We start from the raw sequence: 23,140 nt of genomic DNA on the forward strand, positions 1-23,140 counted from the left end.
TCACGCTCCGAGGTCGGCGGCGCGCAGGTTGCGGGCGACGGCGCGCTCCCTGGCGCCCTTCGTGGCGTAGAGTCCAGCGGCGACGAGCAGGAACATCGCCGTGCAGCAGATCCACAGCACGCGGCTTCCGAACCCGCTGATGATCCAGCCGCCAACCAGCGGCGCCGCCCCGTTCGACAACGCCCAGACCAGGTTGTACAGGCCCTGGTAGGTGCCGCGCGCCTCGGCCGGGGAGAGGTTCGCGACGGTGGTCGCGGCGATCGGGAACGTGCCCAGTTCGCCGAACGTCCACAGGACGGTGGCGATTGCGAAGGCGTGCCATGTGGTCGCGCCGATCTGGAACATGTATCCGACGGCCGTCATCAGCATGCCGAGCACGAGCACGCGCGTGTTGCTCATCCGGTTGAACACGGCGATGGCGGGGATCTGCAGCAGGCACAGCATGCCACCGTTGATGGTCAGCAGCACCGAATACTGGTCCGTGCCCATGCCGAGGCCGGTCATCGCGATCGGCAGGCCGCTGGTCATTTGGAAGTACGCGATCGTGTAGGCGAACATGAGCACGACCATCGACATGAACGGCCAGTCGGCGAGCGCGCGACGGTAGTTCGCCAGCATCGAGACGCGGACACCGCGCTTCCCGGCCGGAATCGCGCAACGGCCTTCCGTTTCCCCATCGGACGGGGTTTTCGACGTGTGCACGCGCGCCTCGTGGAAGAAGAACGCGAGCAGTCCGGTGGCGACCACGAGGATGGCGGCTTCCGCGTAGAACATGAGCGTGTATGAGATCTTGACGAGCTGGTTCGCGATGATCGGTCCTGTGGCGAATCCGAAGTTCACCGCCCATGTCTGCAATGTGTACGCGCGTTTCTGGTCGCGCATCGGCACCACGTCGGCGATGTACGCGGCGATGGCGGGCGTGGGGATGGAGGAGATCGCCCCGTAGACGAGCAGCATCGCGCCCATGAGCATGGGATCGCCGATGAACGAGAGGAGCACCAGCATCGCTGCCGAGCCGAGCTCTCCGGAGATGATCATGGCCGGGCGGCCGAACCGGTCGGACAGGGATCCGCCGAACAGGCAGCCGAAGATGCCGCCGAACCCGTACATGGAGACGATGGTGCCGGCGAGCCCCGCATCCACGTGCAGGTCCTTGACGAGGTACATGGACATGAACGAGATGACGAACCTGCCCATCCACAGGATCAGCAGGGCCAGCCACAGGCCCCAGAACAGCAACGGCAGGCCGAGGACGGCGCGGCGGCCCGTCCTCTCGTTCATCTTCTCGCGCATGGGCCACCATCCTATGGATACACGCGTACACGCATGGCGGTGGCGGATGCGGACGCGTGCCGCGCGCGTGGACTCCGGCCGCGCATGGTCGGCCCCGGACCATTACAGTGATGATGGACATGCCGCCGGCGACGGCGAAGACGAACAAATACGAACAATACGGGAGGCAATCATGGCGGGTAGGGCGTTGATCGTGGTGGACGTGCAGCCGACGTTCTGCGAGGGCGGCGAGCTCGGCGTCGAGGGAGGCGACGCGGTCGCGGAGCGCATCGCCGCGTATGTGGAGGCGCATCGCGGCGAATACGCGTATATCGCGACCACGCAGGACTGGCATATCGAGCCGGGCGATCACTGGTCGGAGCATCCCGATTTCGTGGACACGTGGCCGGTGCACGGCAAGGCGGGCACGCCGAACGCCGAACTGCATCCGGCGATCGCCGCGCTCGGCATCGCGCATCATTTCAAGAAGGGCCAGTACGCGGCCGCGTATTCGGGCTTCGAGGGCATCGAGGACGATACGGATCGCATCCAGTCGCGCGACGAGGTCCGCGCGGCGCAGGAGCAGGGGCTGACGCTCGCCAACGCGCTCAAGGCGGCCGGCGTCGCAACGGTGGACGTGGTCGGCATCGCCGAATCGCATTGCGTCAAGGAGACGGCGCTCGACGCGGCGGAGCTCGGCTATCCGGTCACCGTGTTCGAGGATCTGACCGTGCCGGTCAGCGAGGAGCTGGGCGTCGCGGCGCGCAAGGAGATGGCCGCCGCGGGAATCACCCTGCGCGACTCACGCTGATACGGTGACGCGGTGACGCAGAGGCACAGTGATATGAAACGAGGGAAAGAGGAGAAGGCAGGAATCCGTGGATAGCGAACTGTTCGAGAAGGCGCCGATCCCGAAGGCGTACTTCGCGTTGACGATGCCCGTCGTGCTGAGCATGCTCGTCACGCTCGTCTACAACATGATGGACACGTACTTCGTGGCGCACACCGGGGATACGAGCATGGTGGCCGGCGTCTCCCTGACCGCCCCCATGTTCACCGTGATGATCGCGCTCGGCGACATCTTCGGCCTCGGCGGCGCCTCCGTCGTCTCCCGCCTGTTCGGCCGGAAACGCTACGACGACGGGCGTCGTCTGAGCGTGTTCTGCTTCTACGGGGCGATCGTCACCGGACTGCTCATCGTCGTGCTCGGACTCGTCTTCCGCACGCAGATGCTCACCCTGCTCGGCGCGACCGACGACACGTGGACGCACGCCTCCGCGTTCTACACGCTCATCATCATCGGCTCGCCGTTCATCATCGTCTCGATGACGCCCACGAACCTGTTGCGCACCGAAGGCCACGCCGTCCCCTCCATGATCGGCTCGATCGTCGGCACCGTCGTCAACATGATTCTCAACCCCCTGTTCATCCAGGGGCTCGGCTGGGGGGCTGCGGGCTCCGCCGGCGCGACCGTCATCGCGAACATCTGCACCGACGCATACTTCGTCTGGTTCCTGCTGAAACGCAGCCGCAACCTGTCCATCGACCCGCGTCTCATGTTCGGTACCGCGACCGCGGCCGCCGTCACGGCGAAACGCCGCCTCGACATCACCGCGCTCGAAGTCCGCAACATCCTCGCCATCGGCATCCCCTCCGCCATCACGAACCTCACGCAGAGCGTCGGTCTGGTCATGGTCAACCTGTTCCTGCTCCCCTACGGCACCGACACGGTCGCCGCCATGGGCATCGCCCTGAAGGTCGTCATGATCGCCGTGCTCGTGTTCGTCGGATTCGCGTTCGGCGCGCAGCCGCTCATCGGCTACAACTACGGGGCGCGCAACATGCGCCGCCTGCACGGCATCATGCGGTTCGCGTACCTGTTCCTCTGCTCGTTCGCGCTCGTCATGACCGTCGTGCTGAGCGTCTTCGACCGGCAACTCATGCGCTTCTTCATCGCCGACGAACGGATCGTCACGCTCGGCGCGGGCATGCTGCGCATCCAGCTGTTGAGCCTCGTATGCGTGGCGATCGTCATGGTCACCACCTGCACGTTCCAGTCGACCGGCAAGGCGCTGGGCGCGTTCGTCCTGTCGATCAGCCGTCAGGGTCTGGTCCTCGCCGTCACCCTGGTAGCGGGCTCACGCCTGTTCGGCTACGACGGCGTCATCGCCGCGCAGGCGCTCGCCGACCTCGTCACCGCCCTGATGGCGGCCGTCCTGTTCGTCGTGATGCTGCCCGAACTGCGCGTGAAATCCGACCGGAACGGCAGGTAGCCGCGGGCGTCCGCCGGCGTCTCGCCCCGCCACCCGCAAGCCGTCAGCGTCACTTCCTGAGCACGCTCTGCGGGACTTTGGACGCGTCGAAACGGTAGTGGCCGGTGACGGTCATGTGCGTCCTGAACGCAAGATAGTCGTTCTCCCGCTGCCGCTGGCCCATGTTGTGCAGGACGAACGCGGTGCCGTCCGCGTCGCGCTTGTCCGAGATGACGCCGATGTGCTTGACGTTCTGGAACACGACGATGTCGCCGCCCTGCCATTGCGCGTAGTCCTTCGGGTCGAGCGTGAGCTTCTCCCCGTATTTCGAGAAGAACACGTCGAGCACGCCGGTGCGCCGGAAGTCGATGTTCGGGTCCGGGTTCGGCGCGACGGCCGCGTAGCTCGCCGGATCGGCGGCCACGTCCGCGTCCACCATGGCCTTGAGATCGTATCCGGCGGCCTTGAACGCGCGCCATACCAGATCGGTGCATGCGCCGCGGTCGTCGGGCGGATAGCCGCCCTCATAGTAGCCGTCGTCGTAGGTGGGCCGGCTCTCCGCGTCCCTGCGGGCGCCGGCGACGATGTCCGCGTAGTCGTCCACCCCGTTGCCGTTGTAGTCGACCGGGCTCACCTCCTTCGGATACTTCGCCTCGGCGGCGGCGCTCGGCGACGTCGTGTCCGACGACGTCTCCCCCGCCGCGCCGCCGTCGGAACGCCATGAGGTCCCCGTCAACGTGCGTACGGCGAACGTGCCGGCGACGCCCAGCACGACGACCATCAGAGCCGCCACGATCCACGCGCCGACGCGACGCGACGGCTTCCCCCGCGTTCCCTGTCGCCGTTCATCGCCCTGTTCCGTCATCACCGGCACCTCCCCGCATACGCCACGACATCCGACCACCATTCCGAGGTCCATTATCCTCTCCCGACCTCGTTCAGGGCGATCATCAGGGTCGTTCCCAGGGTTCTCTTGCCGAACAACCACAATCAGGCTGGTAACGTGAGACGCGACATCACGGATCCGAAGGCATCGCGGAAGGGGCGACCTCATATGACGAAACGCACGGCATCGGACGCGCGGCGCGGCTCGACGGCGCTCCGCCACGCGCTCATCGTCGTCGTGGCCACCATCTGCATCGTCACCGCCGTGATCGTGGGCGTGGTGAGGCTCTCCGCGCAATGGCTCGCCGGGTTGGGGAACGCGGCGTCCGCCGCGAAGGACACGAGCGCGTACTGCATGGCGAAACAGACCGACGGCGTGATGAGCTACGCGCTGTCCACCGAGCAGGCGCGCAACGCGGGCCTCATCACGGCGATCGGCGTGACGCGCGGACTGCCCGACCATGCGGCCACGGTGGCGCTCGCCACCGCCATGCAGGAGTCGAAGATCACGAATCTGGAGTACGGCGACCGTGATTCGCTCGGGCTCTTCCAACAGCGTCCCAGCCAGGGATGGGGCACGGTCGAACAGCTCATGGACGAATCCTATGCGACGAACGCGTTCTACGACGGACTGATGAAGGTATCCGATTGGGAGTCGATCCCCGTGGAGGATGCGGCGCAGGCGGTGCAGCTGTCCGGCTATCCGGACGCGTACGCGCAATGGGACGGTCTGGCGCGCGCCTGGGCGCAGTCGCTGACAGGCGAGGTCTCCGCCGGTGTGGGATGCAGACTGCCGGGCGACGTCACGTCGTCGGATCCGGACGGGCTGACCGCCGGACTGCAGGGCGCGTACCCGTCCGTCACGTCATCGGCATCGACGTCATCGACGGCCACGACCGTCACCTTCACCGTGCCGGGCGGACTGAGCGAGGAGAATACGCGTCGTGCGGTCTGGCAGACGGCGACGTGGATCGTCGTCAACGCGCGCCACTACGGCGTCGTCAAGGTTGCCGCGAACGGCATGACGTGGACGCGCGCGGCGACCGCGTGGACCGGAGATGAGACGGCGGGGAGCACGGTGACGGTCACGTTCGCGTGACCTGGCCATGTTCCCCGCCTGGGTCGGAAAGATAAGATTCCCGAGAGCGAGACCCCGGAGCCTACAGTTCGCGCAGCTGGGCGGCGATCTGGATGGCCTCGACGCTGGCCTCCGCCTTGTTGCGGGTCTCCTGCCATTCGTTGGCGGGCACGGAGTCGAGCACCAGTCCGGCACCGGCCTGCACGCTCGCCTCATGGTCGCGCAGGAACGCGGTGCGGATGGCGATCGCCATGTCCATGTTGCCGGAGAAGTCGAAGTAGCCGACGGTGCCGCCGTAGATGCCTCGGTCGGCGGGCTCCAGCTCGTCGATGATCTCGATGGCGCGCGGCTTCGGCGCGCCGGACAGCGTGCCCGCGGGGAACGCGGACATGAACACGTCGAACGCGGTCATGTCCGGGTTGACCTCGCCGGTGACGGTCGAGCAGATGTGCATGATGTGGCTGAATCGTTTGATGTCCATGAGGGACACCACTTCGACGGTCTCCGGCCTGCACACCTTGCTCAGGTCGTTGCGCGACAGGTCGACGAGCATGATGTGCTCGCTGCGCTCCTTCGGGTCGGCGAGCAGCTCCTTGGCGAGCCGCGCGTCCTCCTCCGGGGTCTTGCCGCGCGGACGGGAGCCTGCGATCGGGAAGGTGAGCGCATGGCCGTCGTCCACCTTGATGAGCGTCTCCGGGCTGGATCCGATCACGTTGAAGTCGCGGCCCTCGGCGTCGGTCAACGCCATGAAGTACATGTACGGGCTCGGGTTGAGCGTGCGCAGCACACGGTACACGTCGAACGGGTCGGCGGGCGAGTCGATGTCGAGACGCTGGGAGATGACCGTCTGGAACACGTCGCCGTCGATGATGTGCTGCCGGGTCGCCTCGACCGCCTTCTCGTACACCTCCTTGGGGGTGCGGAAGCGCAGTTCGGGCTGCTTGACGCTGGTGTCGAGCGCGCTGACGCGGGCCTCGCCCGGCGTGGGCGTGGCCGCGTTCTCCTGCATGCGGTCGAGTCGCCTGACGGCCTGGTCGTAGGCGATGTCGGCGCGCGTGGGCTTGTCGTCCACGTTCACCGCGTTGGCGATGAGCCACACCGAACCGGACACGTGGTCGACCACGGCGATGTCGGTGGCGAGGGCGAGCACCATCTCCGGCTGGCCGGTCTCGTTCGGCGCGGTGGCGCGCAGCGTCGGCTCCCAGTGGCGGATCGCGTCCCAGCCGACGGTGCCGACCAGGCCGGACGTGAGGTTCGGCAGTCCCTCGACGCGCGGCGCCTTGAGCGTCTTCAGCGTGGCGTGCGCGACCTCGACCACGTCGCCGTGCGTGGGGACTCCGGCGGGCACGGTGCCCAGCCAGTCGGCGTTGCCGTCCTTGTCGGCGCGCAGCTGCGCCATCGAATTCACGCCGATGAAGCTGTATCGGCTCCATGAGCCGCCGTATTCGGCGGATTCGAGGATGAACGTGCCGGTACGGCCGCCGGCGAGACGCTCGTAGAAGCCGACCGGGGTGAGCGAATCGGCGAGCAGGCGGCGCACGATCGGGATCACGCGGTAGCCTTCGCCCGCCAGTTCGAGGAACTGTTCGCGGTTCGGCCAGGTGCCGCCCCAGTTGAGATGTTCGACGCTGCACTCGGTCATGCCCGTGCCTCCGTTTCCGTATCGTCCGCGTGTCCTTCGCCGTCGGAAGCGCCGGAGCCGTCGGCCTGTTCCGGCGTGCGGTGTCCGACGACCACCGGCAGCGGTCCGCCTTCGAGGAAGCAGCTGCGCTTGCCGGTGTGGCATGCGGCGCCCACCTGGTCGACCTCGACGAGCAGCGCGTCGCCGTCGCAGTCCAGGGACACGCCCTTCACGTACTGCACGTGGCCGGACGTGTCGCCCTTGCGCCAGTATTCCTGACGGGAGCGCGACCAGAAGGTCACACGGCCGGTGGTGAGCGTGCGTCGGAGCGCCTCGTCGTTCATGTATCCGACCATGAGCACTTCACGCGTGTCGTACTGCTGGACGACCGCCGCCACGAGGCCCTTCGCGTCGCGCTTGAGCCGCGCGGCGATGCGGGGGTCGAGTTCGGTCGTGTTGTCGTAGATGATGTCCGTCATTGCGAGTCTTTCCGTCGATTCCGTATGCGTTCCGTCACATGCTCGGGCGCGTCTCAGCGCACCGTGTAGCCGTGGCGCTTGAGCTCCGCCTTCACGTCGGCGATGGTCATGAGCCCGAAGTGGAAGACCGATGCGGCGAGCACGGCGTTCGCGCCGGCCTCGATGGCCGGCGGGAAGTCCTCGACCTTGCCGGCGCCGCCGGAGGCGATGATCGGAATCTTGACCTCCTTGCGCACGGCGCGGATCATCTCCAGGTCGAAGCCCTCCTTCGTGCCGTCGGCGTCCATCGAGTTGAGGAGGATCTCGCCGGCGCCCAGCTCCTCGGCGCGCTTCACCCACCAGATCGCGTCGATGCCGGTGGATTTGCGGCCGCCCATCGTGGTGACCTCGAAGCCGGACTGCGTGTGCTGCTCGCCCTTCTCGCGGCGTGCGTCGACGGACAGGACCAGCACCTGGTTGCCGAAGCGTTCGGCGACGCGGCTGATGAGCGTCGGATCGTTGATGGCGGCCGTGTTGACGCCCACCTTGTCGGCGCCGCAGCGCAGCAGCGAGTCCACGTCCTCCGGGGTGCGCACGCCGCCGCCCACGGTCATGGGGATGAACACCTGCTCGGCGGTGCGCGACACGACGTCGATCATCGTGTTGCGGTGCGAGCTGGAGGCGGTCACGTCGAGGAAGGTGAGCTCGTCAGCGCCCTGCCGGTAGTATTCGGCGGCGAGCTCCACCGGGTCGCCGGCGTCCTTCAGATTCTCGAAATGCACGCCTTTGACCACTCGTCCGGCATCGACGTCCAGGCACGGGATGACTCGAACCGCCAGCGACATAACTCCACTCCCCTGTTCGCAAGGTTTTCTTCTGTACGACACTCCAGACTACCGGCCGCACGCCGCGCGGGCGGCCGTCGTCTCACTTCGCGCGCTCGAACGCCTCCCTGGTCTTGGCGGCGAGCTGTCCGCAGGCGCCGTCGATGTCCTGGCCGCGGGTGTCGCGCAGGGTGGCGGTGATGCCCGCATTGTGCAGGATCTCGAGGAACCTCGCCTCGTCCTCCGGCTTGGAGGCGGTCCAGCGGGAGCCCTCGATCGGGTTGAGCGGGATCGGGTTCACATGCGCCCAGTCGTCGCCGTAGTGGTTGAGCCGCTTGGCGAGCAGGCGCGCGTGCTCGGCCTGGTCGTTGATGCCACGCATCAGCGCGTATTCGATGCTGACACGGCGCTTGGAGGCCAGCCAGTAGTCGTGCGCGGCATCGAGCACCTGCGTGGTGTCGAAGCGCTTGTTCATCGGCACGAGCTCGTCGCGCAGCTCGTCGCTCGGCGCGTGCAGAGAGACGGCGAGGCGCACCGGGATGCCTTCGGCGGCGAGCTTCCTGATGCCGGGCACGACGCCCACCGTGGAGACGGTGATGTTGCGCGCGGAGATGCCGAAGCCCTCGGGCGGCATGGCGGAGATCTGGCGCACGGCGGACAGGACGGAACGGTAGTTGCCCATCGGTTCGCCCATGCCCATGAACACGATGTTGCTCAGACGGCCGGGGCCGCCGGCGACCTCGCCGTCGCGCATCATGCGCGCGGCGACGCGCACCTGTTCGAGGATCTCCCCGGCGGACATGTTGCGGGTGAGGCCGAGCTTGCCGGTGGCGCAGAACGGGCATCCCATGCCGCAGCCGACCTGCGAGGAGATGCACAGCGTGGTGCGCGTCGGATAGCGCATGAGCACCGATTCGATGTGGGAGCCGTCGAACAGGCGCCACAGCGTCTTGATGGTCGCACCGTCGTCCGCTACCTGACGGGTGACCTCGTGGATGAGTTCGGGGAAGAACGCGGCCGCGGCCTCGTCGCGTTTGGCGACCGGGAAGTCGGTGAATTCGGCGGCGTTCACGTCGAAGCGCCCGTAGTAGTGGTTGGCGAGCTGCTTGACGCGGAATTTCGGCATGCCGAGTCCCTTCGCGGTCTCGATGCGCTGTTCGGGCGTCATGTCGGCGAAGTGCAGCGGCGGCTTGCCGCGGCGTGCGTGGTCCTTGGACAGCACGTCGCGGAACGCGCCGGTGGTGCCTCCCGGCGTGATGCCGGTCTCGGGGGCGTCCCCGTCGATGATGGTGTTCTGGTCGGCCATGGATGGCTTCCTTTCGTCACGGTTCGTCACATGTCATCGTTCATCGTTCTTCGTTCGCCGCGGTTCTTCCCGCGGAACGCGGAACGGGCCGGACAATCGTCACGACTGTCCGGCCCGGGAATCGTCCGGTTCCTCACCGGCCGCTGGTCATCGGCGTCACGGCGCCGCCGCGTCACAGGCCGGTGAACCACAGGAGGATGCAGGTGAACGGCGCCGCCATGAGGATGGAGTCGACGCGGTCCATCACACCGCCGTGGCCCTTGAGCAGGTGGCCCATGTCCTTGATGCCGAGGTCGCGCTTGATCATCGAGGCGCACAGGTCGCCGAACGTGCCGACCACGCCGACGAGCACGCCTTCGAGCACGGGGACCCACCACATGGCGGCCCACACGTCCGGCGTGTACGTGCAGAACATGACGGCGAACGCTCCGGCCATGGCGAACAGCACGGATCCGGCGAGGCCCTCCCAACTTTTCTTCGGCGAGATGCGCGGAGAGAGCTTGTGCTTGCCGAGCCATGCACCGGCGAACAGGCCGCCGGTGTCGGACAGCGCCGGCAGGAACACGAGCATGATCGCATGGGCGACCGGATGTCCGTGGAAGGTCAGCGGCATGACGATGCACGCGGCGAGCACGGGGATGTACAGCACGGTGAGCACCGACACGGACACGTGGCTCAGCCGGGAGTGGTGCTGTTCGCCGCCCTCGTGGTTGAACGAGGATTCGAGGCGCGCGCCCGCCTCCGTGTTGGAGAGCTTGTCCGCCACGGCGAGCGAGAGACGGTTGCCGAAGCTCAGCTTGGCGGTCGCGGTCATGGAGACGAGCATGATCGACGCCATCGCGCACAGCGCCATCGCGACGACGTGCAGCGGCGCGTAGTAGGTGGCGAACAGGGTCGCCGCCGAGCACGCGCACAGCATGACGAACGGGATGTGCAGGCCTACGGTCGCGAAGTCGACGCGCAGCTCCCACAGGGCGAGGATCATGAACACGACGATCAACGCCACGAACAGGTCGATGCTGAGCAGCATCGCGGCGAGGATGACGGCGATCAGGACGACGGCGGTTCCTACCGCCTGGGGCATGTTCCGGCCGGTCTTCTTGTTGATCTCGTCGAGTGCGACTTCGGCCTCTTCGTGGAGTTGTTCGTTGCGTTCCATAACGGCGTGCGGAGGCTCAGACCTCCATGATCTCCTTCTGCTTGGTCTCCAGCAGGGTGTCGATCTCGTCGGTGACGGACTTGGTGACCTTGTCGAGGTCCTTGAGGAGACGATCGCCCTCGTCCTCGCCCATGTCGCCGTCCTTGACGGACTTGTCGATGCCTTCCTTGGTCTTGCGGCGGATGTTGCGCACCGCGACCTTGCCGTCCTCAGCCTTCGCCTTGGCGAGCTTGACGTACTCCTTGCGGCGCTCCTCGGTGAGCTCCGGCATCGTGATGCGGATCACGTTGCCGTCGCGGTTCGGGCTGACGCCGAGGTCGGAGTTGCGGATCGCCTTCTCGACGGCGCCCGCCTGGGAGGCGTCGAACGGGGTGACGGAGAGGGTGCGCGGCTCCGGCACGCCGATGGAGGCGACGGCCTTGATCGGCGTGGGGGCGCCGTAGTAGTCGACCACGATGCCGTTGAGGAGGGCCGGGTTGGCGCGGCCGGTGCGGATGCCCGCGAAGTTCTCCTTGGTGTTCTCGACGGTCTTGGCCATCTGCTCCTTGGCCTGATCGATGACGTTTGCCATGCTGTGCTCCTTGCTGTTCGTCTGCGAACGGTTCGTTTACGGTTGTGTCCCTACCGATTGTAGGGTCTCGAAGCGGGTTCGGCCTATTCCGCCACGCGCGATTCGGCGGTGGACACGAGCGTGCCGATCTCCTCGCCGATCAGGGCGCGGGTCACGTTGCCCGGCTCCTCGAGGCCGAAGACGCGGATGCGCTTCTTGTTGTCGCGGGCCATGGACAGCGCGGAGGCGTCCATGACGGCGAGGTTGTCGACCAGGGCGCGGTTGTAGCTCAGCGTCTCGAAGCGCTTGGCGTCCGCGTGCTTGCGCGGGTCGGCGGTGTACACGCCGTCGACGCCGTTCTTGCCCATGAGGACCTCGTCGCAGTGGATCTCCAGGGAACGCTGGATGGAGACGGTGTCGGTGGAGAAGTACGGCATGCCGGCGCCGGCGCCGAAGATGACCACGCGGCCCTTCTCCAGGTGGCGGATGGCCTTGAGCGGGATGTACGGCTCGGCGACCTGCCCCATGGTGATGGCGGTCTGCACGCGGGTGGCCTGCCCCTCCTGCTCGAGGAAGTCCTGGAGCGCGAGGCAGTTCATCACGGTGCCGAGCATGCCCATGTAGTCGCCGCGGGAACGGTCGATGCCGGCCTGCTGCAGTTCGGCGCCGCGGAAGAAGTTGCCGCCGCCGGTCACGATGGCGACCTGCACGCCCTGCTGGACCGCGGGGACGATCTCCTCGGCGATGCGGCGGATCACCTTGGTGTCGATGCCGACCCTGCCGCCGCCGAACGCCTCGCCCGACAGCTTGAGCAGCACCCTGCGCGGCCTGTCCTTCGCCTCGTTGCCAGTCATACTGTTACACCCTTTCGTCCTCGGATGCCCGGCATGGCGAATCACCGCCGTGTGCCGCGCTTCCACGAAAATTACCGCCTTACAGGTTATCCGCCGTTCGCGACAGCACGACGCCGTCGACGCCATGCACGCCGCGACGGATCACTCCCCGCGCGCGCCCAGCCGCTCGGCGAGCCAGTTGAGCACGGAGCCGGCGACGACGAGCAGCGCGCCGCACCAGAACGGCAGGGACAGCGACAATCCGAGGATGAGCGCGCTGGCGGCCACCGACAACACGGGCGTCGCGTACGAGGCGACGGCGAGCGTCTTGAGGCTGCCGTGCAGGATGCCGTACCCCCAGAACGCGTATCCGCCGGCGATGACCGCCGCGCAGGCGATGACGGCGATCCATGCGGACGGTCCGGGCATCGCGGCGGGCAGACCTTCGCCGGACGCGACATGGATGATCCACAACGCGGCCGCGACGCCGGGGAAGAACACCGATGTGCCGTCCAGGCCGTCGGACATGGCGGGCGTGATCACCGCGTAGAGGGACCAGGCGAACGCGCCGAGGAAGGCGAGCAGGTACGGCAGCGGATTGGAGGCGACGTGGCCGAGGGCCGCGTCGACGTGCAGCCCGCTGTTGCCGCCCACGGCGAGCGCCACGCCCACGGTGGCGACGACGGCGCCTGGCAACGCCCTCCATACGGCGCCTTTGCGCCGCGGCCTGCCGATGGCGGCGGCGAGCAGCACCATCAGCGTGGGCCACAGATAGTTGACGAGGCTCACCTCGACGGACTGCTCGGCGGTGGACGCCAGTCCGATGGACAGCGAGATGGAGGACTCGTAGAACACGAAGAGCGTTCCCCCGACGATCAGGTACCTCTTCGGGTATCTCGAGAGCGGCGCGGGACGGTGGAAGACGAGCAGCAGCGCGACGCCGGCCGTGTAGATGAGCGCCGAGCCGAGCGTCGCGCCGAACGATTCGGCGACGACGCGCACCAAGGCGGTCATGAGGCTCCACACCACGATGGCGAGCAGCCCCACGGCAGTGGCTCGCGTCGCGGGCACGTACCCGAGGCGTTTCTCGTCGGCGTCCATGATCGGTTCTCCCCTGTCGGTCCTTCGTGTTCTCCTGTCCCGCGGTTCCGCGGGTCGTTACGGGAATACGATGGCGGCCGCACACCACACGGGATGCGCGGCCGCCATCATTCAGCGTGTCGCATGGCCGTCAATCGGCCTTGGAGGCTGATTGACGGGATACGGGAAAGGCCTCAGGCCTCCTCGCCCTTGCCGACCTCGACGCGGGCGAAGGCCACGGCCTTGCCGCCGACCTCTTCGAAGAGCTTGCCGACGGTCTTGGACGGATCCTTGACGAACGGCTGCTCGAGGAGGACGACCTCCTTGAAGAAGGCGTTGAGACGGCCCTCGACGATCTTCGGGACGATCTTCTCCGGCTTGCCCTCGGCGAGGGACTTCTCAGTGGCGACGCGACGCTCGGACTCGACCACGTCGGCCGGGACGTCCTCGCGGGTCAGCCACTTGGCGCCCATCGCGGAGATCTGCAGCGCGGCCTCGTGCGCAACGGCGGCGCCGGCCTTGTCGGTGGCGATCATCGCGACGATGCTCGGCGGCATCTCGGCGGACTTCTTGTGGGCGTAGATCTCGACGTGCTCGCCGGAGATCTTCGCGAACTGACCGACCTTGACGTGCTCGCCGAACAGGGCGGCGGCCTCCTCGATGGCCTCCTTGACGGTCTCGTCGCCGGCCTTGGCGGCCAGGACGGCGTCCACGGAGTCAGCGTCGGCCTCGACGGCGTAGCCGAGGATGGTGTCGGCGAACTCGACGAACTTCGGGGTCTTGGCCACGAAGTCGGTCTCGGAGTTCAGCTCGACGGCGTAGCCGGTCTGGCCTTCGGCGCCCTCGACGACCTTGGAAGCGATGGTGCCTTCCTGGGCCTTGCGGCCCTCGCGCTTGCCGGCCGCGGCGATGCCCTTGGCGCGGATGATCTCCTTGGCGCGGGCGACGTCGCCCTCGGCCTCGGTCAGGGCCTTCTTGACGTCGAGCATGCCGGCGCCGGTGTCCTCACGAACCTGCTTGATCAGAGCGGCGGTAATAGCTGCCATGAAATTGTTCTCCTTGGGATAAAACTCGATTACATTCCCCTACGACAGGAGGTGCAATCATTGTTGCACCTCCCATCCTAGCGGTAGGCGAACCTCGGCGGTTCACGCTTGGCGAATCCTTAAGCGGGGATTCACTCAGCCTTGGCTTCGCCCTCGGCGGCCGGGGCGGCGGTGGCGTCCTGGTTCTCCAGGAGCTCCTTCTCCCAGGCGGCCATCGGCTGCTCGGAGGCGCCCTCCTCCTTGGCGGCCTTGCCGGAGCGCTCCAGCAGGCCGTCGGCGACGGCGTCGGCCATGAGGCTGGTCAGCAGCTCGATGCCGCGGATGGCGTCGTCGTTGGCCGGGATCGGGTAGTCGACGGACTCCGGGTCGGTGTTGGTGTCGACGATGGCGACGACCGGGATGCCCAGCTTGTGGGCCTCCTCGACGGCCAGCGCCTCCTTGTTGATGTCGACGACGAACATCGCGGACGGGGTGCGGCCCATGTTGCGGATGCCGCCGAGCTGCTTGTTCAGCTTGTCCTTCTCGCGCTCGAGGAGCAGCAGCTCCTTCTTGGTCAGGCCGGAGCCGTGCACGTCGGAGAAGTCCATCTCCTCGAGCTCCTTGAGACGGTTCACGCGCTTGGAGACGGTCTGGAAGTTGGTCAGCATGCCGCCGAGCCAACGCTCGGAGACGTACGGCATGTTCACGCGGGTGGCCTGGGCGGAGATGGCCTCCTGAGCCTGCTTCTTGGTGCCGACGAAGAGCACGGTGCCGTTGTGGGCGACGGTGGTCTTGATGAAGTCGTACGCCTTGTCGATCATCTCGAGCGACTTGAACAGGTTGATGATGTGGATGCCGTTGCGCTGGGTGAGGATGAACTGCTTCATCTTCGGGTTCCAGCGGCGGGTCTGGTGGCCGAAGTGCAGGCCGGCCTTCAGCATTTCGCTCATCGTGATCTGAGCCATGGTGATGCTACCTTTCTTGTCGGTTATTGCCTGGTCATGCGCACCTGCGTGCAGTCCACCCCGTGGTCCACGGGTGGGGACCGACCGACACAGGCCGTCGCGGGCATGACGCGAATTCTTCGCGCGCCGGTTGACGATATTGGGTGGTCCGGAACGGCTGCGACTCCGTTCCTCGCCGGTTGGCGCACAAGGCGGCAGGATAGCACACCGCATGGAAAAGGGGACCGTCGGCGCAACAATCGGCCGATGGTCCCCGTTTTCTCCGCGTTCTCCTCCGCGGCCGTCCGCCCGTTGCGGGCCGGACGTCACTTCTGGTGTTCGCGCATGTACTTCAGCGCCGCGCGGCGCTCCTCCTTCTCCAGACGGTCGAGGTAGACGTGGCCGTCGAGGTGGTCGGTCTCGTGCTGGAGCATGCGGCCCATGAGCCCGGTGCCCTCCAGCACGACCTCCTTGCCGTCGAGGTCGATGCCGCGCACGCGCGCGTAGTCGGCGCGGCGCGTCTTGTACCACAGCCCGGGCACGGACAGGCAGCCCTCGTCGCCGTACTGCTCGCCGCGCGTCTCCTCGAGCACCGGGTTGAGGACGTAGCCGATCTTCCCGTCGATGTTGTAGGAGAAGGCCCTGAGGCTCACGCCGATCTGATTGGCGGACAGGCCGGCGCGCCCCGGGTCGTCGACGGTCTCGAGCAGATCGTCGACCAGACGGCGCACGGCGGGCGTGATCTCGCAGATCTCGTCGCAGGGGGTGCGCAGCACGGGGTCGGGGACGATGCGGATCTCACGGATGGCCAAGGCTAGTTCTCCTCGTTGTCGGTGGTGTCGGTGGCGTTGCGGTCGTCGGCCGGGGCGGCGGGGGCAGCGGCGGCGTCGCTCCCGTCCGCGCCTTCCGGCTGGCGCTTGATCTTCTCGGACACGGTAGCAAGCGAATCAGACACGTTCTCCTTGGCCTGCTCGTAGGCGGAGCGCAGGCTCTTGGGGTTGACGGTCTCGGATGCCTGCTTGACGGTCTCGGCGGTGCGCTTGACCGATTCGGTGGTCTTGTCGAGGATGCGCACGGTGGCGGGCAGCGGCTTGCCGGGGTTGCGGGGCGTGTAGATCTCATGCTCGATCACGTCCTCGTAGCGCTTGAGCACCTTCGGGCGCACGACCTTCATGCTCGGCGTCAGCGTGCCCGTCTCTTGGCTGAACTCCTCGTCGAGAATCGCGAACTTGCGCACCGATTCGGCGCGCGAGACGTTCGCGTTGGCCTTGTCAACGTACTGCTGGACGAATGCGCGCACCGCGTCGTTCGCCGCGATCTCGGCCATCGGCGCGTCCTGGTCGAGCCCCTGCGAGGCGAGCCATGAGCGGGTCATCTCCGGGTCGAGCTCGATGAGCGCGGAGATGAACGGCTTGCCGTCGCCGACGACGACCGCGTGGTCGACGATAGGGCAGGTGGCGATGGTCTCCTCCATCGGCGCGGGGCTCACGTTCTTGCCGCCGGCGGTGATGATGATGTCCTTCTTGCGGCCGGTGATGTAGACGAAGCCGTCGTCGTCGATCGTGCCGAGGTCTCCGGTGCGGATCCATCCGTCGGCGGTCTTCGTCTCGGCGGTGAGTTCGGGCTGCTTGTAGTAGCCGAGGAACACGTTCGGACCGGTGAGCAGCAGCTCGTCGCCTTCGCCCTGGCGCACGCCCATGCCGGGGCCGGGCTTGCCGACGGAGCCGACCTTGTTGGCGTCCTGCCAGTTGACGAGCATCGGGGCGGCGGTCTCGGTCATGCCGTAGCCCTGGATGAACGTGATGCCGTCCATGCCGTTGAAGAAGTGCGCGAGGTCCGGGTTGAGCGGGGCGCCGCCGCACGCCAGCCACGCGAGGTTGGGGCCGAGGGCGGAGCGCACCGACTTGCCCACCGTGCCCATGTAGAACGAGTGCTGGATGCGGGCGAGCGGCGAATGGGCCTTGCCGGCCTGCGTGTCCTTCGACCATTGGACGAAGTGGCGGTAGGCGGCGGCGAACACGCGTCCGGCGATGCCGTTGCCGGCCTTCTGCGAGGCGGCGTTGTACACCTTCTCGAACACGCGGGGCACGCCGAGCAGGTAGGTGGGCTTGAACGAGCGCAGGTCGGCGAGCAGGTGCCTGGCCCCGGGGATGTAGCCGACGACGCCGTGGCCGCCGATGGCCACGTACTGGATGTAGCGGGCGAAGCAGTGCGCCAGCGGGAGGAACAGCAGCAGGCGGTTCGGGTTGTAGAGCATGTCCTCGAGGATGATGTAGCCGTTCTTCACGATGTGCGTGAAGTTGCGGTTGGACAGCATCGCGCCCTTCGGCTTGCCTGTGGAGCCGGACGTGTAGACGATGGTCGTCATGTCGTCGGCCTTCACGCGCGCGATGGCCGCGTCGAGTTCCTCGTCGGCGACGTTCGCCCCGAAGTCGGCGACCGCGTCGAGTCCGTTCGCCTTGAAGTTGAACACGTATTCGAGGCTCCTGACCTCGTCGCGCACCTGTTCGAGGGTCTGCGCGTGCGCCTGGTCGCCGGCGAAGGCGATCAGCGGCGCGGTGTCCTCGATGATCGAGGCGGCCTGGCGTTCCGAATCGGTCTCGTAGATCGGCACGCTGACCGCGCCGATGGCCGCGCAGGCGAAGTCCGTCACGCCCCACTCGTAGCAGGTGGCCGAGTAGATGGCGACCATGGTGCCGGGGCGCACGCCCAATCCGAGCAGTCCCTTCGCCACGGCGCGCACGCGTCCCAGCATCTCTGACGCCGTCACCGAATGCCAGCGGCGGTCGTCGTCCTGGTATTCGGCGATCTCGTCATCGGGAGCGCCTTCGGCGCGGGCGGCGAGCAGCGAGAAGATCGTGTCGCCGTCGTCGGTCACATACTCGGGGTCGGAAATATACTCACGCAACATGGACACCAGACTATACCCGGTCCGGTATCAGCCATGCCGGAGGGCCCGCGTCATCCGATGTCGGCGACCGTGCACATCCACCGCGACCCGCGCACCTCGAACCTGAGGTTCGACCAGTAGGATTCCCCGCCGACGGACAGGTGCACGGCGAGTTCGAGCGCGACGGCGCTCACCAGCATCCCGTCCACGGAGAAGGGCACGACCGGCAGGTAGCGCATCCGCGCCCGGTAGGCGTCGTCGACGCGCATCCTGCCGTCCATCATGTACGCCATGGTCTCCAGCTTGCCGACGCATGACGGCTCCACCGCGCGGCGCAGGATCGCCGGGGACAGGCTGCCGCGCATCACGTCGGCCGCGAGGCACGCGACGCGGCAGCCGGATACGGCCATCGCGTGCATCTGCCCGTCCGTCATCGCGTCGTCGACGACGGCGACGATGCGGTACGGCACCGGTTCGGCGGACAGTTCGACGTGGATGACGCCCTCGTAGACGGGCGGCGTGCGGCCGTGCGCGAATCCGGCCGACGGGAAGATGACGTATTGCACTGGCTGCATGGCGGGCTCCTTCGTCCGGGTCTCCCGCCCGCCCCACACCGGGACGGGCGTGCGACCCATCCCATCATGCGAAAGGTCCCGCGTCAACGGACGCGGGACCTTGGTGCATCACCGTGGACAACCCGGTGGATAACCGTGCCCTGACGGCGCCTCTCAGCGGCGGCCGGCGTACGGCGTGACGACCACGCCGCAACGCTGGAAGTTCTTCACGTCCACGTAGCCGGTGGACGCCATCGCGCGACGCAGCGCGCCGACGAAGTTCGTGGTGCCGTCGGCCGTGTGGCTCGGACCGAACAGGATCTGCTCGAGCGGCGCGACCGTGCCGACATCGGTGCGGAAGCCGCGCGGCAGCGTCTGGTGGCGGGCCTCGGCGCCCCAGTGCTTGCCGCGGCCCGGCGCCTCGGCGGCACGGGCGAGCGGCGCGCCGAGCATGACCGCGTCCGCGCCGAGGGCGAGCGCCTTGACGAAGCTGCCGGAGTCGCCCATGCCGCCGTCGGCGATGAGCTGCACGTAACGGCCGCCCGACTCGTCCATGTAGTCGCGGCGCGCCTCGGCCACGTCGGCGATGGCGGTCGCCATCGGCGCCTCGACGCCGATCGTCTGGCGCGTGGCGGACACGGCGCCGCCGCCGAAGCCGACGAGCACGCCGGCCGCGCCCGTGCGCATCAGGTGCAGGGCGGCCGTGTAGTTGGCGGCGCCGCCGACGATGACCGGCACGTCCAGATCGTAGATGAACTGCTTGAGGTTGAGCGGCTCGTGGTCCTGCGAGACGTGTTCGGCGGACACGGCGGTGCCGCGGATCACGAACAGGTCGACGCCCGCCTCGACCACGGTCGAGTAGAACTGCTGGGTGCGCTGCGGGGAGAGCGCGCCGGCCACGGTGACGCCGGCGTCGCGGATCTCGTGCAGGCGCTTCGTGATGAGCTCCGGCTTGATCGGCTCCGCGTAGATCTCCTGGATGCGGCGGGTCGCGCCCTCGGCCGGCAGGTCCGCGATCTCCTCCAGATACGGCTCCGGATCGTCGTAGCGGGTCCACAGACCCTCGAGGTCGAGCACGCCGAGCGCGCCGAGCTTGCCCATCGCGATCGCGGTGGCCGGGCTCGTCACCGAGTCCATCGGGGCGCCGATGACCGGCACGTCGAACTCGTAGGCGTCGACCTGCCAGGACGTGGAGACGTCCTGCGGGTCGCGCGTCCTGCGGGAGGGGACGATCGAGACGTCGTCCAGCGAGTAGGCCATGCGGCCCTTCTTGCCCAAACCGATTTCAATTTCCTGAGACATGCCTCCGAGACTAATGCGCGCGCGGGACGGCGGCGCGCTGTGTCCCGCCCGTCATCTCACATAATCGAACGCCCGCCCGCGGCGTTACATTCCTGCGCTAGGAATGGGCAATGTCTCAACCGAACTGTCAGGAGGAAGCATGGCCAGAATCAAGGTCGAAGGCAAGGTCGTCGAGCTCGACGGCGACGAGATGACGCGCGTCATCTGGAAGGACATCAAGAACCGTCTCATCCTGCCGTACCTCGACGTGGATCTCGACTACTACGATCTGGGCATCGAGAACCGCGACGCCACCGACGACCAGGTCACCATCGACGCCGCGCACGCCATCCAGCGCGAGCACGTGGGCGTCAAGTGCGCGACGATCACCCCCGACGAGGCCCGCGTCAGGGAGTTCGGCCTGAAGAAGATGTGGAAATCCCCCAACGGCACGATCCGCAACATCCTCGGCGGCACCATCTTCCGCGAGCCGATCGTCATGAGCAACGTGCCGCGCCTCGTGCCCGGATGGACCAAGCCGATCGTCGTCGCCCGCCACGCCTTCGGCGACCAGTACAAGGCCACCGACTTCAAGGTGCCCGGCGCCGGGCGCCTCACCGTCACCTTCACGCCCGAGGACGGCTCCGAGCCGATCCAGCACGTGGTCTACGACTACGGCGCCGACGGCGGCGTCGCCCAGGTGCAGTACAACGTCAACGATTCGATCCGCGGCTTCGCGCGCGCCTGCTTCAACTACGGCCTCATGCGCCACTACCCCGTGTACCTGTCCACGAAGAACACGATCCTCAAGGCGTACGACGGCCAGTTCAAGGACATCTTCGCCGAGATCTACGAGACCGAATACAAGGAGCGCTTCGAGGCGGAGGGCCTCACCTACGAGCACCGCCTCATCGACGACATGGTCGCCAGCTCCCTCAAGTGGCACGGCGGCTACATCTGGGCCTGCAAGAACTATGACGGCGACGTGCAGTCCGACTCCGTCGCCCAGGGCTTCGGCTCCCTCGGCCTCATGACCTCCGTGCTCATGACCCCCGACGGACAGACCGTCGAGGCCGAGGCCGCCCACGGCACCGTCACCCGCCACTACCGCCGCTGGCTCAAGGGCGAGAAGACCTCCACGAACCCGATCGCCTCGATCTTCGCCTGGACCGGCGGCCTCAAGCACCGCGCCGACCTCGACGGCACCCCGGAGGTCCGCCACTTCGCCGAGACGCTCGAGAAGGTCATCGTCTCCACCGTCGAAGGAGGTCAGATGACCAAGGACCTCGCCATGCTCATCGGTCCCGACGAGCCGTGGCTCGACACCGAGGGCTTCATGGACGCGCTCGACGAGAACCTCGCCAAGGCGCTCGCCGACTGACGGCGGCACGCGAGGCTCCCCTCGCGGCGGATCCGCGGGGATGCTACTACAATCGACGGCAGTGCAACAGCCCGCCGATCGAAAGGAATCCCGTCCCATGGCACTTCGCAGCAGCAATCCCGCGGCACGACTGATCGCCATGGCGGCGGGCGTCGCCATGCTCGTCTCCTGCGCGGCGTGCGGCGCGGCGCAGGACGGCGCGCAGGGCGACGCCCCGTCATCCGGCGGTGCCGCGGCCACGTCGAAGACGACGGCCGGCAGCGCCGTCATCTTCACGCCGTCGGACGGCATCACCATCTCCCAGCGCACACCGCTCAACAAATGGGCGAAGCTGACGCCCGAGATCACGGCGAGGCTCGTCGACGCCGGCATGGCGAAGAAGTCGATCGAGACGAAGACCTCCTCCGACCTCGACGCGCAGAGCCGCGACGTGCAGGATTGGGTCGTGGACCATATGACCGCCGACGACGCGTCGAAGTCCGGCAAGGAGGAGGCGAAGCGCACGACGCTGATCGTCGCGCCGGCGGTCCCCATGGATTCGTCGACGCGCCAGTACGGCGACTATGTCACACGGCCGCAATCGGAATCCTCCTCCGACACGTCGCAGTCCGGTTCCGCGGGCACGGACGCGACGGACGAGGCGGATACGTCCGCGGACGACGCGGCGCAGGACGACGCGTACGCCCGTCTCGCCTCCGCCCTCCAGCTCGCGCAGGATTCCGGCATGCACGTCATCCTGCTCGCCAACGGGGTGGACGACATCACGCCGGACGCGTTCGTGCGGTTCTCCACGGCCGAGCAGATCGGCCGCGTGCAGGCGCAGAAGCTCGTCACGAAGCTCGACCTGGCCAAGGCCAGCAAGGACAACCCGAAGGCCGTCGAGGTGTTCATCCCCTATTCCGCGGACGCGAAGGACGGCGACGAGACGGCCGACGCCGTCGACGACGACGCCTTCGCACGCGAGGCGTTCGCCGGCATCTGGAAGGTGCTGCAACCGTACTTCACCCAAGGCAAGGCGTATTCGCCGTCCGGCCTGCTCACCAAGGGCACGTCCGACGACGACTGGAACGACGTGACCGTCGACGCCACCGACGAGAAACGCATCACGGCGGAGGTCGACAAGCGCCTGCCGACGAAGAAGACCGCCGACGGCACTTCGTATACGCGCATCGACGGCGTCATCGCGATGAACGACTATGTGGCGGCCGCGGTGACCGACGAGCTCGACGCGCTCGGATACACCGGATCCGCCGCGGACATCAACCCGCAGATCACCATTTCGGGCATCGTCGGCAACATCGCCGGCCGCAAGGACCTGCAACGCGGCAGCGTGCCCGACCCCGCGAAGGCCCCCGAGGGCGACGACACGGGTTCGGACGACTCCGGAGACGCCGACACGCCCGTGCGGTCCGGCGTCGACGAGACGAACCGCCGCTGGCCGATCGTCACCGGCTTCGGCGGCTACGTGGACACCCTGCCGCAGGTGGTGAACGGCAAGCAGTGGATGACCGGTCTGGAGAACCGCGTCGCACTGGCCTCCGACACGGCCGAGGTCACGGTGAGGCTCAACCGGGGCGAGTCGCTCGGCAAGCTCGCCTACGCGTCGAAGAAGAAGGCTCCGGGCGCGTTGAAGAAGACGACCGTCGTGGAGGAGGAGCCGCTCGCCGTCAGCGCCTCGAACCTCAAGGCCACGCTCATCGACCCCGGCTACATCACCATGGCCGACGCCGGCCTGTGACCGCGCCTC

21 protein-coding genes are annotated in these 23,140 nt (G+C 67.3%); 5 read left to right on the top strand and 16 right to left on the bottom strand.

Going from position 1 to position 23,140, the window contains the following annotated elements:
• A complete protein-coding gene (locus tag Uis4E_RS10375) occupies nt 1-1,293 on the bottom strand; it encodes an MDR family MFS transporter (RefSeq protein WP_243394537.1) in 1,293 nt (430 codons plus the stop codon).
• Between the two features lie 172 nt (nt 1,294-1,465).
• Here Uis4E_RS10375 and Uis4E_RS10380 point away from each other — a divergent pair, with 172 nt between their 5' ends.
• The gene (locus tag Uis4E_RS10380; protein ID WP_101623066.1) at nt 1,466-2,083 is read left to right on the top strand and encodes an isochorismatase family protein; all 618 of its coding nucleotides are present in this window, start codon (nt 1,466-1,468) and stop codon (nt 2,081-2,083) included.
• Between the two features lie 67 nt (nt 2,084-2,150).
• Nucleotides 2,151-3,545, top strand: coding sequence for an MATE family efflux transporter (locus tag Uis4E_RS10385; protein WP_101623067.1), 1,395 nt, complete (start codon nt 2,151-2,153; stop codon nt 3,543-3,545).
• Nucleotides 3,546-3,594: 49 nt separating this feature from the next.
• On the opposite strand, the gene Uis4E_RS10390 is transcribed toward Uis4E_RS10385, so the two are convergent.
• Nucleotides 3,595-4,389 carry a DUF1287 domain-containing protein gene (locus tag Uis4E_RS10390; protein WP_243394538.1) on the bottom strand — a complete coding sequence of 265 codons (795 nt, stop codon included), beginning with the start codon at nt 4,387-4,389 and terminating at the stop codon, nt 3,595-3,597.
• A gap of 189 nt (nt 4,390-4,578) precedes the next feature.
• Between Uis4E_RS10390 and Uis4E_RS10395 the strand changes: the two genes are divergently transcribed.
• Entirely contained in the window at nt 4,579-5,508 is a 930-nt protein-coding gene (locus tag Uis4E_RS10395; RefSeq protein WP_101623068.1) for a cobalt transporter, read from the top strand.
• Between the two features lie 61 nt (nt 5,509-5,569).
• On the opposite strand, the gene trpE is transcribed toward Uis4E_RS10395, so the two are convergent.
• The 14 genes from trpE to Uis4E_RS10465 form a co-directional block, all read right to left on the bottom strand.
• Nucleotides 5,570-7,129, bottom strand: a complete 1,560-nt coding sequence (trpE, locus tag Uis4E_RS10400) for an anthranilate synthase component I (RefSeq protein WP_101623069.1) — start codon at nt 7,127-7,129, stop codon at nt 5,570-5,572.
• Entirely contained in the window at nt 7,126-7,587 is a 462-nt protein-coding gene (hisI, locus tag Uis4E_RS10405; RefSeq protein WP_243394540.1) for a phosphoribosyl-AMP cyclohydrolase, read from the bottom strand. The genes trpE and hisI overlap by 4 nt, the downstream gene beginning before the upstream one ends.
• 53 nt (nt 7,588-7,640) lie before the next feature.
• Nucleotides 7,641-8,411, bottom strand: a complete 771-nt coding sequence (gene hisF, locus Uis4E_RS10410; RefSeq protein WP_101623070.1) for an imidazole glycerol phosphate synthase subunit HisF — start codon at nt 8,409-8,411, stop codon at nt 7,641-7,643.
• 82 nt (nt 8,412-8,493) lie between these two features.
• Nucleotides 8,494-9,696: a dual-specificity RNA methyltransferase RlmN gene (rlmN, locus tag Uis4E_RS10415; protein ID WP_101623071.1), complete on the bottom strand. Its 1,203-nt coding sequence runs from the start codon at nt 9,694-9,696 to the stop codon at nt 8,494-8,496.
• A gap of 172 nt (nt 9,697-9,868) precedes the next feature.
• Nucleotides 9,869-10,855 carry a phosphatidate cytidylyltransferase gene (locus tag Uis4E_RS10420; RefSeq protein WP_101623072.1) on the bottom strand — a complete coding sequence of 329 codons (987 nt, stop codon included), beginning with the start codon at nt 10,853-10,855 and terminating at the stop codon, nt 9,869-9,871.
• Between the two features lie 16 nt (nt 10,856-10,871).
• Nucleotides 10,872-11,426 carry a ribosome recycling factor gene (gene frr / locus Uis4E_RS10425; protein ID WP_034528134.1) on the bottom strand — a complete coding sequence of 185 codons (555 nt, stop codon included), beginning with the start codon at nt 11,424-11,426 and terminating at the stop codon, nt 10,872-10,874.
• 83 nt (nt 11,427-11,509) lie between these two features.
• Nucleotides 11,510-12,259: a UMP kinase gene (pyrH, locus tag Uis4E_RS10430; RefSeq protein ID WP_101623073.1), complete on the bottom strand. Its 750-nt coding sequence runs from the start codon at nt 12,257-12,259 to the stop codon at nt 11,510-11,512.
• A 141-nt stretch (nt 12,260-12,400) separates the two neighbouring features.
• The gene (gene yddG, locus Uis4E_RS10435; protein WP_101623074.1) at nt 12,401-13,339 is read right to left on the bottom strand and encodes an aromatic amino acid DMT transporter YddG; all 939 of its coding nucleotides are present in this window, start codon (nt 13,337-13,339) and stop codon (nt 12,401-12,403) included.
• A gap of 173 nt (nt 13,340-13,512) precedes the next feature.
• On the bottom strand, nt 13,513-14,364 hold the full coding sequence (tsf, locus tag Uis4E_RS10440; RefSeq protein WP_101623075.1) for a translation elongation factor Ts: 852 nt from the start codon (nt 14,362-14,364) through the stop codon (nt 13,513-13,515).
• Nucleotides 14,365-14,495: 131 nt separating this feature from the next.
• Nucleotides 14,496-15,308 (bottom strand): 30S ribosomal protein S2, encoded by an 813-nt coding sequence (gene rpsB, locus Uis4E_RS10445; RefSeq protein ID WP_101623076.1) that lies wholly within the window; start codon nt 15,306-15,308, stop codon nt 14,496-14,498.
• 305 nt (nt 15,309-15,613) lie between these two features.
• A complete protein-coding gene (gene def, locus Uis4E_RS10450; protein ID WP_101623077.1) occupies nt 15,614-16,099 on the bottom strand; it encodes a peptide deformylase in 486 nt (161 codons plus the stop codon).
• 2 nt (nt 16,100-16,101) lie between these two features.
• On the bottom strand, nt 16,102-18,198 hold the full coding sequence (locus Uis4E_RS10455; RefSeq protein ID WP_101623078.1) for an AMP-dependent synthetase/ligase: 2,097 nt from the start codon (nt 18,196-18,198) through the stop codon (nt 16,102-16,104).
• 50 nt (nt 18,199-18,248) lie between these two features.
• On the bottom strand, nt 18,249-18,752 hold the full coding sequence (locus Uis4E_RS10460; RefSeq protein WP_101623079.1) for an Rv3235 family protein: 504 nt from the start codon (nt 18,750-18,752) through the stop codon (nt 18,249-18,251).
• Nucleotides 18,753-18,905: 153 nt separating this feature from the next.
• Nucleotides 18,906-20,033 carry a GuaB3 family IMP dehydrogenase-related protein gene (locus Uis4E_RS10465; protein WP_101623080.1) on the bottom strand — a complete coding sequence of 376 codons (1,128 nt, stop codon included), beginning with the start codon at nt 20,031-20,033 and terminating at the stop codon, nt 18,906-18,908.
• Nucleotides 20,034-20,172: 139 nt separating this feature from the next.
• Between Uis4E_RS10465 and Uis4E_RS10470 the strand changes: the two genes are divergently transcribed.
• Entirely contained in the window at nt 20,173-21,393 is a 1,221-nt protein-coding gene (locus tag Uis4E_RS10470; RefSeq protein ID WP_101623081.1) for an NADP-dependent isocitrate dehydrogenase, read from the top strand.
• Between the two features lie 97 nt (nt 21,394-21,490).
• Nucleotides 21,491-23,131 (top strand): type 1 periplasmic-binding domain-containing protein, encoded by a 1,641-nt coding sequence (locus Uis4E_RS10475; protein ID WP_101623082.1) that lies wholly within the window; start codon nt 21,491-21,493, stop codon nt 23,129-23,131.
• The last annotated feature ends 9 nt before the right edge of the window (nt 23,132-23,140 follow it).

This window comes from Bifidobacterium parmae, from assembly GCF_002860365.1.
GTDB classification, from domain to species: Bacteria; Actinomycetota; Actinomycetes; order Actinomycetales; family Bifidobacteriaceae; genus Bifidobacterium; species Bifidobacterium parmae.